A 16,254-nucleotide genomic window follows, 5' to 3' on the forward strand; every position below is an offset into this window, starting at 1 on the left:
TAATATTTATAAATCAAGAAGCAAAATTCTAAACATTTTATAATGAAAAGTCAATAATAACAATATCAATATCTGATTACTGACCTATTTTATTCAGTTACTTTGACTTTAATGATTTATCGAATAATCTTTTATATTCTAGATTATTTACTATTAATTCTTCATGGGAACCTTGAGCAACTAATCTTCCTGACTTTATAAGCATTATTTGATCTACTATATGTATTATACTTAATAATCTATGATTAATTATTATAGTAGTTTTACCTTTTCTTAACTTCATTATTGAATCCAATATAGTTCTTTCAGCTTCAATATCTAAGGCATTTGTAGATTCATCCATTATCAATATTGGAGCGTTACGTAATAATGATCTGGCAATCGCTATTCTTTGTTTTTGGCCACCTGATAGTTTAAATCCTTTATTACCTACCAAATTATTATTATGGTCAGTTTTAGTATTGTCAAGAAATTCATAAACATGAGCGTATTTTGCTACTCGTATAATCTCATTATAGTTTTTATTGGATTGTCCATAAGTTATATTATTGATTATAGAATCATCTAGCAATATACTTTCTTGTGTAAGTAGATCTATCTGACTACGTATACTTTTTAGTGATACTGATTGTATATTATATCCTCCAAGTAGTATTTCTCCATCATTTACATCATAGAATCTTAGTAGAAGATTTGATATTGATGTTTTACCACTCCCGGATTTGCCAGATATTGCGTATACTTTACCAGGATAAAATGTTAAATCTAGATTATTTATAATATTTTTTTTGCCTACCATAAATGATACATTCAAGAATTTAATAACAGCATTATCTAATTTTATGTCTATGGCACCAATTTTATCTTGTATTAAGGTTTTACTATCTAGAATTTTAAAAATTCTATTTGAAGCAGCAATTGCTTCTTGTAAGCTCATGTTTAGTGATAATAAAGATTTAAAAGGTCTATATACTGATACTAATGCCGCTATGAATGATACTAAAGATCCTGCAGTTGTTTTGTTATCACTAATCATGATTCCTCCATATAACAATATTAGTGCTATTGTTATACCAAGAAGCATTTCCATAATAGGTGACGTTATTGATTCGAATTTTGCTGCTTTTTTATAAAAAAATAAAATCTCTTCTGAGATTTTTTGAGCTCTCCCTATTTCTAAAGATTCTGCTACAAATGATTTAATTAATTTAATTGAATAAAATGTTTCATCTAATTTTTTTGTATAATTGCTCAAAATTTCTTGTGTATTATCGGATATCTTCCTTAATTTCATTGCTAATTTATTTACTGGATAAATTGCGGCGGGAAATAATATTAGTACCATTATTGATAATTTAAATTCTAGATTAAACATCATAATAACCAATAATAGTATTGTTAAAAAATGTTTACACCATAATATAAACATGTTGGATATAATACCACGTGTTAACATTATATCATTTGTGAATCCTGAGATTAGTTTGCCTGGTGAAGTATTGTGTATAAATTGTAGATCTGTGTATAATAAGTGACTATACATATCCATCTGAATTTTTGTAAGTATTTCTTGGCTAGTATATCTCATCAGATATGTTTGAAAATACTCAGCTACAGCCTTAATTAGGTATAGTAGTAGCATTAGTGCTGGTATTAATGCTATATTTGGTAGATCACTATGTTTTGGCTGTAGTAGTTGATCTACAGCAGGTTGTACCAGCCTTACTACCATAGCTGCAGATACTGCTACAACTAACATTAGTAATATTGATATTAGTATATTTTTTTTATAAATTTTTCCATAATCATTAATTAACCTCTTTATTACTTGGATCCCTGTGTTGTATTGTTCCTTTAATTTCATATCCTACAGTTTTCTGTTTAATTGCTAATTTTAGGTCGATGCAAATGTTAAAGTATTTTATCTTCTACTGATAATATATCATATCAGCAACGTCTCTAGAACAATCATATAAACTTGAGTGAATGCTGACGATAGATAAATGATAATCAATTCTTGGTAGTTAGAGAATATATTAGTTTCTCTAATATATTCTCCAAATTTATAGAAGATTGAGTGAAAACAAATTTATTGTTATTAGTCAAATTTATATTTGAACTTCCGATGTTAATATTGATATATTTATTTCCTAATACTCCGTTGGTTAATATAGAAGCCTGTGAGTCATTAGGTATTAAAACATCATTTTTTATGCATAAAGCCAATTCTACAGTGCCTAACATAGAATTAAGTATAATATTTTTTACATATCCAATTTTCACTCCAGAAATTTTTACATCACTATAAATTTTAATACCGTTAATATTTTGAAAATTTGCAGATAACTCATACCCATCTTGGTTATCATTTATCATATTACTATTTTTATAAAAAAATATGAAAGCTGCAACAGCTAATAACAATACGATCATCCCAACAATGACTTCAAATAGACTATATTTCATAAACACATTTTGTCATTTTTAACCATTCTAAATTAACTACTAAAGTTAGAGAACATTATTTTTAATTACGTATTTTAACATCAATAAAAATTCTTATGTATATTTTATTAATAACATCATGAGAATCAATTTATAATGCGACTATTTTATTTATGTTAATCGAGTGGTTGGTAATCTTTGTATTAATAATTCAACAGCTCCATATGTAATTTTAAAAAATAAAAAAATCAAAAACACTCTACAACTGAATACTATATAACAGATGTATAAATTAAGTCAAGCATATGTGGTAGAAGCATATGCTATTACCAAGATATTTAATCTTAATATATCTAAAAATTATATTAAGGATTAACAAAATATTGTAATTATTTATAGTGCTGAAATTATTCAGCACTATTGGTTACGTTTAGATTAGTATCATTTAAATGTGATATATTATAAATTTATGTTATTCTAGTGTTAGTGATATTTAAAGTTTAACTTAAAAAATTCTCTAGCTTGCAAGGTAAGGAGTTAGTAAGATCTTTGATAGATAATATTCCAGCTGTACCTGGGGTTTATCTGATGATGAACCTTAGTAAGAGGATCATTTATATAGGCAAGGCAAAAAATTTAAAGAATAGAATTAGTAATTATAGTGCAGAATTGTCTATAAAAAATAATCTAATGATAAAAGAGGTAGCATTTATAGAATATAGAGTAACTGATACAGAGGTAAATGCGTTATTACTTGAGAGTCAATTGATTAAACAATTTCAGCCTAAGTATAATATTTTGCTTAAGGACGATAAGTCATTTCCGTATATTAAGATTGCATTAAATCATGCATTTCCTAGATTGACTAAATATAGAGGGAGAGATTTTAGTGATGGATTTTTTTTTGGCCCCTTTGTATCTAATAAATTTCTAGATATTACTTTAGATGAAATACAAAAATTATTTAAACTAAGGCCTTGCAGTGATACATATTTTGCTTCTAGAAAAAAACCTTGCATACAATACGAAATTAACAGGTGTTATGCACCTTGTGTAGGTAAAATTTCAGAATCAGATTATTCGTTATTAGTAAAACAATTACGAAATTTTTTATTTGGTAAAAATAAAAAATTACAAAAAATATTGTTTAAACAAATGACGTTACTAAGTAATCAACTAAAGTTTGAAGAAGCAGCTATTGTTAAAAATAAGATTCAAGCTTTAAATTCTACACAATTTGAATCTCGATTTCAGGGAGTTAATTTACTTAATACAGATATAATAGCAATTATAGAAATAGGTGATAATGTATCTATACAGGTAGTAATTTATAGAAATAACCAAGATTGTGGAAATAAATCATATATCTTATCTAACATAATAGATAACAATATTAGTGATATTTTAGAGTCATTTATTATACAATTTTACCAAAATAATATCCCTGCAGATGAAATTTTAGTTAATGAAGATATTACTAATAAAATTTTAATAATTGATACTATAAAACAAATTCATGGAAAATTTGTTAAAATATTTTCTATATCACAATCTAAGAAGAAGAAATATTTGATAGAAAATGCTGTATTAAATGCAGAATACAAACTTAAGGAACATAGGCATTATAATAAAAAATATTCAAATCATTTAATAAAAATACAGAAAATATTTGGATTAAGTAAAATTCCTAAAAGGATTGAGATATATGATAATAGTCATATTCAAGGCCATTGCCCAGTAGGGGTTATGGTAGTAGCAGATTCAAATGGTTTGAATAAATCAGAATATAAAGTCTTTCATATTAAATATTCTTCTCAACAAGAAGTGCGGGGTGATGATTATAGTATGTTATATCAGGTGTTGAGCAGAAGATTTAGTAAAATAAACGATAAATCATTGATTTTACCAGATTTTATGATAATAGATGGAGGTAGAGGTCATAAATCTATAGTTAACAAAATTTTAGTAGAGTTGAATCTTAATATAGATTTTATATGTATGGCTAAGCAACAAAATAGAACATCTGGTAATGAAGTATTTTATAATCAACATGGTAAATTATTTACATTAGATAAAACTCTAGCAATAAAAAAATATTTGCAGATGTTAAGAGATGAAGCGCATAATTTTGCTATTAATTCCCATAGAAAATTGCGCAATAGGGTAATTTTACATTCATCTCTTGATAATATTCATGGTATAGGCATTAATCGTAAAAAGTCTTTGTTAGCACATTTCGGATCATTTAAATCTATACTAGGGGCTTCAATTGAAGAACTAAAAACTGTAACAGGTATTAGTAATAATTTAGCCAAAAAGATATTTTTTTATATTCATAACAAAGATTAGCTATTATTAAATTTACTATTTTTTTAATTCATAGATAAATTTCTATAGTTTATTTTATTACTTGTGATATAGCTGAGTTTTAAACTGTTACCGGTGATGAACTTTTTATAAATCATCACAAAATTCTAGTATATTTTCCATATTTGCAATATTTCTTGTTTTAATATTATAACCAGATTTTGTAATAAGATTTGATAATACAGCCCCATGTCCAATTTCTACTATTTCCTGTATTCCAAGTTTTATTAATCTATCTATAGTATCTTTCCATTTTACTGTACTACACATTTGTTTTACAAGATTTGTTTTGATAGCAGCTATATTTTTAGTTTCTATTGCTGTAGTATTAGATATTATAGGGACTGATGGAATAGAAAAATCAATCCCTTGTAAGGTGTCATGCATTATTCTTTCTGCAGGTTTCATTAAATCAGAATGGAATGCGCCACTCACATTTAACAAAATTGCTTTATAGTTACTTTGTTTTAATTCTGATATTATATCTTGTACCAAAAATTTATGACCGCTTATTACTATTTGATTTGCAGAGTTATAATTTGCAATTTGGCATATACCACCTTTTTTGCTACTAATATCTTTTATAATATTTTGCAATTGATTATAATCTATACCTATGCATGCTGCCATTGCCCCTGCATTATTTGCTGCAGCATCATTCATCGCATTTCCCCGTATTCTTAGTAATTTTGTTGTATCTTTTAGTGATATAGATTGTGCTGCATATAAAGCAGTATATTCCCCTAATGAATGCCCTGCAACAATATCGCATATTTCCCATATTGGTTTATTCAACTTATTAAATATTACTTCTAATATTGCTAATGAAACCGCCATTATAGCAGGTTGAGCATTTTTAGTTAAGGTTAATTCTGTTATTGGTCCATCAAATATTATATCAGTTAATTTTATATCTAGTATTTCATCAATTTTATAAAATAACTCTCTGCCTACTTCAGATTTTAGAAATATATCTTTTCCCATACCTATGTTTTGTGATCCTTGTCCTGGAAAAATAAAGGCTCTAGTCATTATTTTATCTTTTACCATTTATACCTTAAACTTTTTACTAAAATTAAAATTTATCCGGCAAGGGTAGCATAAAATAAAAAAAATATCTATTATAAGATATATAATTACATTGTTAGTCACCAGACAAATAAAATTAGTTTATTTTCTATTCATTTAATGTATTTTGATTGATTCTTTAGTAGTCAGCATATAAAATATAATATGTGTTTTTGTCGTAGTGCTCACATAATTATCGATAAATATTGATTGTTTAGGCGTTGGTTTTATGTGGTGCCAAACAATTGATTTGTATTTCATCATTGTGTATATAATCAATATAATTTCAGTAGTATATTTTTTTGTTTACTCTGTATTTGGATATATTTTAAATATTAGTATCATATATGCAGATGTTAATAAAAGTGTTGCACATAATTCTTATAGCTCTAACAAGATATTAGAAAAATTCTCTGTTAAATTATCTAAATCAGAAAAGCAGATAATATGTGATATTTTGTCTTATCTTTCTCAAAAAAAATGGAAAGAATCTAGTGATTTATTAAAAAAAATTGATAATCCTATAATCAAAAAAATTTTTATTTCTCAGAAGTTTTTGTTAGAAGATAGTAGTAATGTGAAATTTGAGGATATAATTTATTTTATAAAAAATAACAGATATTGGGTCCATAAAAGAGAACTAAGGAGTAAAGCTGAAGAGTCTATAGACCATAACACAGATAAAAAAGCAGTATTTAGCTGGTTTCAGAAAAATCCTCCATTAACTGCGAATGGCCATAAATTTTATGCTTTTATAGCCAATGATTTAATAAGTGACATTGCATTTTTAATCCCTATTATAAAAAAAGCATGGATCTATGGTAATTTTTCTTCACAGGAAAATATAGTATTTTATAATAAATTTAAAAGATATTTATCTCAAGCAGACCATTTAAAGAAATTAGACAATTATTTGTGGAATAAAGATATAAAAAATGCATATGGTATACTGCCCCTTGTGCATCATGGCTATAAAAACTCTTTGGATATCTATGTAAAAATATCTCAAAAACAAGAGATTGTTAGTAAATTATTATCGAAAGTAAATACTAGATTTATGTTACCAAGTATTGTACATCAATATTTGCACTCTAAGAAGTACGATTTATTAAGCACAAATGAAATTACTCAATTACTAAATATTGTTAATAAAAATAAAATAAATTCTAGTTTGTTTTGGAGAATTCAAGAATATTTTGCAAGAGAATATTTAGCAAAGCACAATTTTTCTGCTGCTTATAAAATAGCAAATATAAATCAGCTATATTCAAATAACAAATTATGTGCAGCAAATAGTGAATTTTTATCAGGATGGATAGCACTACGTTTTTTAAATAAGCCTAAGTTAGCTATATACCACTTTAGTAGGTTAATTCAAATAACAGAAACTCCTATTTCTAGGTCTAGAGGTTTTTATTGGCTGGCTAGAGCATATGCTAAAATAGGTAATATTAATGAAGCAAAAAGATTGTATTATCTGGCATCAAGATATTATTATACTTTTTATGGACAAGTTGCTTTGAGTGAATTAAATAAAAATTACTTTCAACTAAATTATGTAAGTCTTATATTAAAAAAAGATATAAATAGCAAACATATGAGTGATATATGTCAAGCTATATCTATTATATCTCAGTGTGATAAATCTTTTGAACTCACCGTGTCATATATTCAACAAGCATTTTACCATATAGCAAAATCAGCACATGATATTAAAGCTATTGCTCATACATTGCGTGCTTCTAATAATACTTATTATAAAACAGTATTAGGTAGATTGGCATTACGTAAGAATATCCTGATTAAGGATTATACATATCCAGTAAAATACAAACTTGATTATTTACCAGTTGAGCGTGCTCTAGTATACGGCATAATAAGACAAGAATCTAATTTTAATGAAAAAGCATTGGGATTCACTAATGATTTTGGTATAATGCAAATTATACCAAGCACCGCACAAGAGGTAGCAAATTCTTTAGAGTTAGGATTTTCTATAGAAAGGTTACAGAATGATGTAATGTATAATATTAATATAGGAAGTACGTATATTAAGAAACAGGTAGTGCAATATGGTGGTTCTTATGTTTTAGCTATAGCATCCTATAACGCAGGAGCTGGTAACGTCAATAAATGGATAAAGCTTAATGGAGATCCTAGGTTTGTACAAGATCCGCATGAAGTACTAGATTGGATAGAGTTAATACCTTTTTCTTCTACTAGAAATTATGTACAAAGGGTAATTGAAAATATACAAGTATACAGAATAATTCTTAATCAAAGAAATAAGGGTTCTTTTGTACAAAACTTACTATTATCTTCTTAGAGAAAAATTGGATTCGATCACTTAGTTATAATTAAAATATACTTAGGTATGAAAATTAATAATAATATCAAAAATATATTGTCAAATTATCCACGGGATAATTTATCAGTAATTCGTAACTTATATACTGTATTAAATCATGGAGCATTATCTGGTACAGGTAAGATATTAATTTTACCTGTAGATCAGGGTTTTGAGCATGGGGCAGATATAAGTTTTGCTATGAATCCTGATAGTTATGATCCAAATTATCATATAAAACTTGCAATCAATGCTAGATTAAATGCTTATGCTGCTCCATTAGGTATGTTAGAAGCAGTAAATGATGAATATTCTTTACAAATACCAAGAATACTAAAATTAAATAATAGTAATGCTTTATTGCCTAAAATTCTTAAGAATAATCAGGCTAAAACTTCTTCAGTTAAAGATGCTGTACGGCTTGGATGTGTAGGGATTGGTTTTACTATTTATCCAGGTTCGAATAGTAGTCTTGATATGCTTCAGGAAGCAAAAGAAGTAATATTAGAAGCTAAATCTTTGGGTATGTTTACTATGCTTTGGTCTTATCCAAGAGGAGGGGATCTATCAAAATTAGATGAAACTGCTATAGATGTTTGTGCATATTCTGCACATATGGCATGTATTATAGGGGCACATATTATTAAGGTTAAACTTCCTACATCTTCAGTATTTAAAAACGATATTAAAACTGTATATCAAAATGAAAATATTAAATTAAATAAGTTAGAAGATAGGGTATCTCATATAATAAAAAATAGTTTTTGTGGCAGAAGGATTGTGTTATTTTCAGGAGGCGCGACAAAATCTACAGATCAGATATTATCTGAAGCATATTCTATAAAACTAGGGGGTGGTAATGGTTCAGTAATAGGACGTAACAGCTTTCAGCGTAGCATACAAGAAGGGCAGAACTTACTGCAAGAAATAATTAAAGTCTATAAATCTGATTAATTCATTTTTGCAGAACTACTTAATATAGCAATTTTAGTGATAAGGAATGTTACTGAGTATTTCTTTGTATAAATTATGAAATTTTATTATCAAGGATTTTTAAGAGCATTTCGGTTTTCTTCCCCTAATCTTAGGAATACAGCAAATATGCCTGCAAAATCTGCAACAAAATTTAAAGCTCCCACTAACGCGATTCTATCGGGGTTTCTTTCTATATCTCCATATAAACAATATACATACCTTAGTTTATTTGTATCCCAGTGAATTACTAATACAAATAATAACACTAAAATTGTTGTAGTTGCGTATTCTACAGGAGAGTTATCACAAAGAAAGTTTAATGTATTTATTAATATTATTGCCCCTACTGCAAATACAAAATATGGACGAAAAAAAGTATTGAAATCTTTTTTTGTAATCAATCCATAAATATTTGCAGCAGCAAACACTACTGCCATTACTCCATATACTCTAAATATCCCGTATGAAACAGACTGCAATTTCAACCCTCCTATCAGTAACCCTGACACTGCAGAATAGTACCAAAATGCTTTTTTATAAAATTCTAGAGAAAGTCTTCTTACTGTTACTGCAAAATATAAACAACTCATAATCGGTATAGCCATTGTCACAACTACTCCTATTTTTGACAATTCAATAAATTCGCCATGCTTTGTGAAGTCACTAAATATATTCACCAATGTAGGAGTCTCTGTTAGAACAAGCCCTACGAAAACGCTAAGAGCAAGTCCTTGAGCCATATAGCTGTAAACCCTTATCATATAACGCTCTATAGCAATATTGCAGACGTTTTTTTCTTCTTCGCTAATATTAGGATAATCAATCATAATAACAACTTCTAGTTAATGATTTAAACACAGAAAAGATAAAGAAACATAACAATTTTTATAAAAATTGTTAATATTTTTATGTTTATATGACATAAGCACACAATTCTACTATATACAATATTATATTGCATGAGTCAATATTGTTATATCAACTGAATTAGAAATTATCAAAGTTTGTTTGTTATACCATATTTTCTGGTATTACATATGTATTGAATTCAATTTCAGATATTAATCCAGATTCAATTGCTGCTTGTTTTAACGTCTTATTTTCATTATAAGCTTTTTTAGCTATTTGAGCTGCTTTATCATACCCAATATGGCTTACAAGTGAGGTTACTAACATCAGCGATCTGTCTTTTAGGTAATTAATATGGTTTTGATTTATTTTAATACCTTCAACACAATTTTTTGTAAAGCTGAGGCTAGCATCTGAAAGTAAATGAATAGAATGTATGATATTTTGTATAATCATAGGTTTAAAAACATTTAATTCTAATTGTCCATTAGATGCTCCTATGGTTATTGCTGTATTATTTCCCATTACTTGAGCACATACCATAGTCAAGGCTTCACATTGAGTAGGATTAGTTTTACCTGGCATAATTGATGACCCAGGTTCATTTATTGGTAATATTAGTTCATTGAACCCACATCTTGGCCCAGAACTTAGTAATCGGATATCATTAGCAATTTTCATTAAACTTACTGCTAGTCTATTTAATACTCCAGAAAATTCTACTAAGGCATCATTGCTAGCAAGAGCTTCAAATTTATTACTAGCAGTTTTAAATTTTCTACCGGTAATTTTACTAATTTCTTCAGCTATTTTGATATCAAATTGTTTTGGAGCATTAAGACCTGTCCCTACAGCTGTACCTCCTTGGGCTAATGAATATAAGTTTATTATAGAATTTTTAATACTTTTAATTGCTAATTCTATTTGAGTAGCATAGCCAGAAAATTCTTGTCCTACTGTTATAGGAGTAGCATCTTGCATATGTGTTCTACCTATTTTTACAACTTTGCTCCACTTTTTAGAAGCTTTTATTAGAGTATTATGTAGTCTATTTATTATTGGAAGTAATTTTTCTTCTACTAGATCTATTGTTGCAATATGCATTGCAGTAGGAAATACATCATTAGATGATTGGCTCATATTTACATGATCATTAGGATGTACAGGATATTTTCCTCCTCTTTTACCTGTAGCCGATTCATTTGCTATTGATGCTATAACTTCGTTTACATTCATGTTAGTCTGTGTGCCAGAACCAGTTTGCCACACTACTAAGGGGAAGTGTTCATAAAATCCATTTAATAGGATTTGATTACATGCTTTATGAATTAAATTCATGATATATATATCTAGTTTACCATAGCTATGATTTATTTTCGCAGCAGCAATTTTGATGATTATTATAGCTTTGATAATTTCATAGGGCATCTTTTGTTTAGCGATATCAAAATTCAATAACGATCTTTGAGTTTGCGCGCCCCAATGATATTTATTATCTACTTGTATTACTCCTACAGAATCTTCTTCATCACGATATTTAGAGTTCATAAATTGATATTTATTAGATTGAGGTTACTATATATTTTTATACTTATACTAATTCTGCTATCTATTATAACTGGCATGTTATGAGTAACAAGTTTATCTTTGATATTTATTATTTGTCTAACGATTTTTTTATATTATATACAAGGTTGTTATCTTCATTTTTAGCCTGAATTTCATATTGAACTTGCATATTATTTAGTATAGCGATCGTATAATATTCTCGACAGTTATATATGTCTACTGGATAATCTGTATTATGATTTAGTATATCTAAATGGTAATCATGAATTTTTATCAATTTTGTACTTGGTGATACGCAAATCATTATATCATATTCTTCATTAACATTTTTTATGTATAAATCAATTGTGCCGTTAGAACTGATGATATCATTAGCAATCGTGATAATACAAATTATTGCTTTTGCAATATCTACATTTATGGATATTAACCCATCATTTACATTAACATTAAACTTAATATTTTTTTTATATAAATAATCTTTAATAATTTTATTAATTAGTATTATACTGATCTCTTTCTCTGTTGGTATAGATCCATACACACTACGAAAAAACCTAATTTTATTTATTAAATTATTAGATTCTAGATTTATTAGCTCTTTTGCAGTATTTTTAACTTTTTCATTTTCATTATCAATTAATCCAGTACAATTGTCTATAGTTCCTACTGTACCTGATAAATCGTGACAAAATCTTGCAAATAAGCCTTGAAAAATATCAATTTGTTTTACCATATTATTTACTAACAATTATAATCATATTTATATGTGTATTGACTGCTCATAAGCATTTAATACAGATTCATGTAGCATTTCAGATAGAGTAGGGTGTGGAAATATAGTATTTATCAGTTCAATATGAGTAGATTCTAATTCTTTTGCTATAACATACCCATGGATTAATTCAGTTACTCCTACCCCTATCATATGAGCTCCGAGTAACTCCCCTGTATCTGAGTCAAAGATTGTTTTAATTAATCCTTGTTTATTGTCTAAAATTAGGGATTTACCATTTGCATACGCAGGAAATTTACCTATTTTTAGTTTATATCCTAAAGTTTTAGCTTCTGTTTCTGTTAGCCCTACACTAGCAATTTCTGGAGTAGAGTATATACAATTAGGAATATTATGATGTTTTATATGCGTTGGATTATTTCCTGCTATATGTTCTGCTGCAATTTTTCCTTCATGACTGGCTTTATGAGCTAACCATGGCATTGATACCACATCTCCTATTGCATATATAGATTTTTCATCTGTTTCCATATTCTTGTCAGTAATAATGTAGCAATTATGCAGTTTTACTTTAGTATTTTCTAATCCTATGTTATTTATGTTTGGAGTTACGCCTACTGCCATTAGCAGTACTTTAGCCTTGAGTGTTGTTTCTATTTTATTATTTTGAGAAAAATGCAAATATACCTCATCATTAAGTATTTCCTTCTTGTTTAACTTAATGCCTGTAATAAATGCAATATTTTTTGATATAAATTCTTTTTTTGCGATGGCTGCAATTTCTTGATCAATGCCATGTAAAATGTCATTTTTTGCTTCTAGTACTGTAACTTTTACTCCTAAGCTATTGTAAAATGAGGCGAATTCTATGCCTATAGCTCCTGAACCTACTATGAGCATTGATTCAGGTAATTTATCTGGTTTTAATGCATTTTGGTAATTCCATATATATTTTCCGTCTATTTCATAGCCACTTAATTCTTTTGGTTTAGCTCCAGTAGCTATTATAATATTTTTGGATTTTATATTGCCTATTGAATTATTATTTTTATCGAATATAGAAATTATTTTATGAGAGTTTTTAGTATCATGTATTTTAGCTCTTGCTTTAATTACATCTATCATATTTTTTTTCATCAAAGATCTGATCCCAGATTCTAGATTCTCTGAAATATTTTTGGCATAATCTACCATTGAGTGGATATCAAAATTCATTTGCCCCACTTTAATACCATATTTTTCTGCATTTTTTATTGATGTAATCAATTCACTGCATTTCAGTAGAGATTTAGTAGGTATACAGCCCTGATGTAAACACACTCCTCCTAGTTGATTTTGTTCTATTATCGCAGTTTTTTTACCCAATTGAGCAGATTTTATTGCTGCTACATATCCTCCAGGTCCTCCTCCTATTACTACTACTTCGTAATCTTTCATAAAATAAACTTTAGTAAAAATTTTTAGTTAGATGTCATATATTATTATATATTTATAAAATAAAGAATACTATATTTTACATCGTAAGTAATAGAATAGGTGATTCTATATATTTTTTGAATAAAGATAAAAATTTTGCTCCTACTATACCATCTATTACCCTATGGTCTGCTGACAGGGTTACGTTCATCATATTTGCAATTTCTATTTTATTATTGTTGACTATAGGAGTTAAAATTCCTGCGCTAACTGCTAGTATTGCACTCTGTGGAGGGTTAATAATAGCATTAAACTGTTTTATTTTATACATGCCTAAATTAGAAATACTAAAATTTCCTCCTTGAAATTCTTCTAACTTAAGCTTAGAAGATCTTGCTCTTGCAATTAGATCTTTTGCTTCTAGAGATATTTCAGCAATAGTTTTTGTATTGGCATTTTTTATTATAGGTGTAATCAATCCATTTTCTACTGCTACTGCAATAGAAATATCAACGTTACTATAATATGTTATAGTATCTTTATTCCAGCTAGAGTTTATTTCAGGTATTTTTTTTATTGCCATAGCTGTAATTTTGATAATCAGATCATTTAGTGAAATTTTATTTATATTAATAGATTCTCCTAATTCTGAATTTATTTGTGTACGTAATTCAATTAATTTATCTATTCTACAATCAATCGATAGATAAAAATGAGGTATTTCTGTTTTAGAGGCTAATAACTTTTCTGCTATTATTTTGCGCATATTATCAACTGGTTTCTCTATACAGAATTCATTTTGGACTAAGTCTATTTTTTTATTCTCTTGAGTATACTGAGTTTTATTATAAGAGAGTATATCCTGTTTTATTATTCTACCATTAGGTCCTGAACCTTTTACATTAGATAAATTGATATTTAATTGTTTAGCAATACTACGAGCTAATGGAGAAGCTAATAATTTAGAATTAACATTGTAAGATTTATTATTAACAGAATTTGTATTAGAACTAGTAATATTTTTACTGGTGCTATTACCAGTTTCAGTAGTATCAGTTTTGTTTATATTAAAGTTATTATCAGCACTGCGTTTCTGACTTTGGTCAGTTTTTTTTTCAATATTACTATTAATTTTCAATAGAAAACTTTCTAAATCTTTATCATTTTCATCTTCTTCTAAAACTACTGCAATGACAGAATTCACAGCTATATCGTTACTAGATTCAGCTATTAAAATTTTTGCTAACACCCCTTCATCTACTGATTCTACTTCCATTACTGCTTTATCAGTTTCAATTTCTGCTAAAATTTCACCTGGTTTAATATAATCTCCTTCCTTTTTACACCACTTAGTTAAATTACCCTTTGTCATCGTAGGAGAAAGTGCAGGCATTAGTATTTTTATCGGCATTGTTACAATTTTTTTATTTTAATAAAATACAACAGTATTTTTAGTTAATTTATAGTATTTGTACAAAAAATGATATTAGTGTTTATAACATATTTTTTTAGCATATAAAATTATTTCATCCAGAGAAGGTAGAGATAATTTTTCTAAATTTGCCGCATATGGAAGAGGCACAGGTTTAGCTGATATTACTTCTACCGCTGCATCAAGATGGTCAAATGCTTTTTGAGTGACTATTGTTGCAATAGTTGCGCCAACTCCAGCAAAAAACCAACCTTCTTCAATTATAAGTAACCTATTAGTTTTTTTTACAGAGTCTATGATAGTAACTTCATCTAGAGGTTTTATAGTACGTAAATCTATAACTTCTGCATTTATATTAAAATCTTTTAATAGTATTTTAGCTGCTTCTAATGCAAGACTCACTTGATATGAAAAACTTACAATAGAAATATCACTTCCTGAATTTAAAATATTAGCCTTTCCTATTTGAATAGGCTCTATAATTTCTGGGACTTCAAATATCTTGTTATATAGAATTTCATTTTCTAAAAATATTACCGGATTATCATCTCTAATAGCACTTATTAGCAATGCTTTGGCGTCGTGCGCAGTATAAGGAGCAATGACTTTCAACCCTGGTATATTACTATATAATGCTGCATAGTTATGACTATGTTGAGCAGCGACCCTTGCTGCAGCTCCATTTGGCCCCCTAAATACTATAGGACATTTTATAGTTCCGCCTGACATATAGTGAGTTTTTGCAGCTGAATTAATAATTTGGTCAATTGCTTGCATAGCAAAATTGAATGTCATATACTCAACTATAGGTCTTAACCCTGAAAAAGCTGCTCCTACTGCAAGACCAGTGAATCCATGTTCACTAATTGGTGAATCTATTACCCTTGTTTTGCCGAACTCATCTAATATTCCCTCTGTTACTTTGTATGCCCCTTGGTATTGTCCTACCTCTTCTCCTATAATAAAGACTGAGTCATCAAGTAGCATTTCTTCTCTTATAGCATCGCGTATAGCTTCTCTTACTGAAAGTGATTTCATATATTAAACTGT

12 protein-coding genes are annotated in these 16,254 nt (G+C 27.9%); 3 read left to right on the top strand and 9 right to left on the bottom strand.

What is annotated here, in order from left to right; translation table 11 throughout:
- Positions 1–97: 97 nt before the first annotated feature.
- Positions 98–1,864 (bottom strand): ABC transporter ATP-binding protein, encoded by a 1,767-nt coding sequence (locus tag IHI24_RS00085; protein ID WP_194966033.1) that lies wholly within the window; start codon positions 1,862–1,864, stop codon positions 98–100.
- Positions 1,865–2,010: 146 nt separating this feature from the next.
- Positions 2,011–2,466, bottom strand: coding sequence for an outer membrane lipid asymmetry maintenance protein MlaD (gene mlaD / locus IHI24_RS00090; protein WP_194966034.1), 456 nt, complete (start codon positions 2,464–2,466; stop codon positions 2,011–2,013).
- Between the two features lie 501 nt (positions 2,467–2,967).
- On the opposite strand from mlaD, the gene uvrC reads away from it, so the two are divergent.
- The gene (gene uvrC / locus IHI24_RS00095) at positions 2,968–4,794 is read left to right on the top strand and encodes an excinuclease ABC subunit UvrC (protein ID WP_194966035.1); all 1,827 of its coding nucleotides are present in this window, start codon (positions 2,968–2,970) and stop codon (positions 4,792–4,794) included.
- A 105-nt stretch (positions 4,795–4,899) separates the two neighbouring features.
- On the opposite strand, the gene fabD is transcribed toward uvrC, so the two are convergent.
- Positions 4,900–5,862: an ACP S-malonyltransferase gene (gene fabD / locus IHI24_RS00100; protein WP_228777130.1), complete on the bottom strand. Its 963-nt coding sequence runs from the start codon at positions 5,860–5,862 to the stop codon at positions 4,900–4,902.
- Between the two features lie 247 nt (positions 5,863–6,109).
- On the opposite strand from fabD, the gene IHI24_RS00105 reads away from it, so the two are divergent.
- Both IHI24_RS00105 and IHI24_RS00110 read left to right on the top strand, forming a co-directional pair.
- On the top strand, positions 6,110–8,206 hold the full coding sequence (locus IHI24_RS00105) for a lytic transglycosylase domain-containing protein (RefSeq protein ID WP_194966036.1): 2,097 nt from the start codon (positions 6,110–6,112) through the stop codon (positions 8,204–8,206).
- 48 nt (positions 8,207–8,254) lie between these two features.
- Positions 8,255–9,181, top strand: a complete 927-nt coding sequence (locus IHI24_RS00110) for a class I fructose-bisphosphate aldolase (RefSeq protein ID WP_194966037.1) — start codon at positions 8,255–8,257, stop codon at positions 9,179–9,181.
- Positions 9,182–9,270: 89 nt separating this feature from the next.
- Here IHI24_RS00110 and IHI24_RS00115 read toward each other — a convergent pair whose 3' ends face one another.
- The 6 genes from IHI24_RS00115 to IHI24_RS00140 all read right to left on the bottom strand — a co-directional run bounded on the left by IHI24_RS00115 (position 9,271) and on the right by IHI24_RS00140 (position 16,242).
- Complete coding sequence (locus IHI24_RS00115) at positions 9,271–10,029, bottom strand: Bax inhibitor-1/YccA family protein (protein WP_194966038.1); 759 nt, start codon at positions 10,027–10,029, stop codon at positions 9,271–9,273.
- A gap of 184 nt (positions 10,030–10,213) precedes the next feature.
- Positions 10,214–11,599, bottom strand: coding sequence for a class II fumarate hydratase (gene fumC, locus IHI24_RS00120; protein WP_194966039.1), 1,386 nt, complete (start codon positions 11,597–11,599; stop codon positions 10,214–10,216).
- A gap of 109 nt (positions 11,600–11,708) precedes the next feature.
- Positions 11,709–12,356 carry a hypothetical protein gene (locus IHI24_RS00125; protein ID WP_194966040.1) on the bottom strand — a complete coding sequence of 216 codons (648 nt, stop codon included), beginning with the start codon at positions 12,354–12,356 and terminating at the stop codon, positions 11,709–11,711.
- 27 nt (positions 12,357–12,383) lie between these two features.
- A complete protein-coding gene (gene lpdA, locus IHI24_RS00130) occupies positions 12,384–13,793 on the bottom strand; it encodes a dihydrolipoyl dehydrogenase (RefSeq protein WP_194966041.1) in 1,410 nt (469 codons plus the stop codon).
- A gap of 76 nt (positions 13,794–13,869) precedes the next feature.
- Entirely contained in the window at positions 13,870–15,183 is a 1,314-nt protein-coding gene (locus tag IHI24_RS00135) for a pyruvate dehydrogenase complex dihydrolipoamide acetyltransferase (RefSeq protein WP_194966042.1), read from the bottom strand.
- 75 nt (positions 15,184–15,258) lie between these two features.
- Positions 15,259–16,242: a pyruvate dehydrogenase complex E1 component subunit beta gene (locus IHI24_RS00140; RefSeq protein ID WP_194966043.1), complete on the bottom strand. Its 984-nt coding sequence runs from the start codon at positions 16,240–16,242 to the stop codon at positions 15,259–15,261.
- Between the last annotated feature and the right edge of the window lie 12 nt (positions 16,243–16,254).

This window comes from Rickettsia endosymbiont of Cardiosporidium cionae, assembly GCF_015476335.1.
Lineage (GTDB): Bacteria > Pseudomonadota > Alphaproteobacteria > Rickettsiales > Rickettsiaceae > JADHZC01.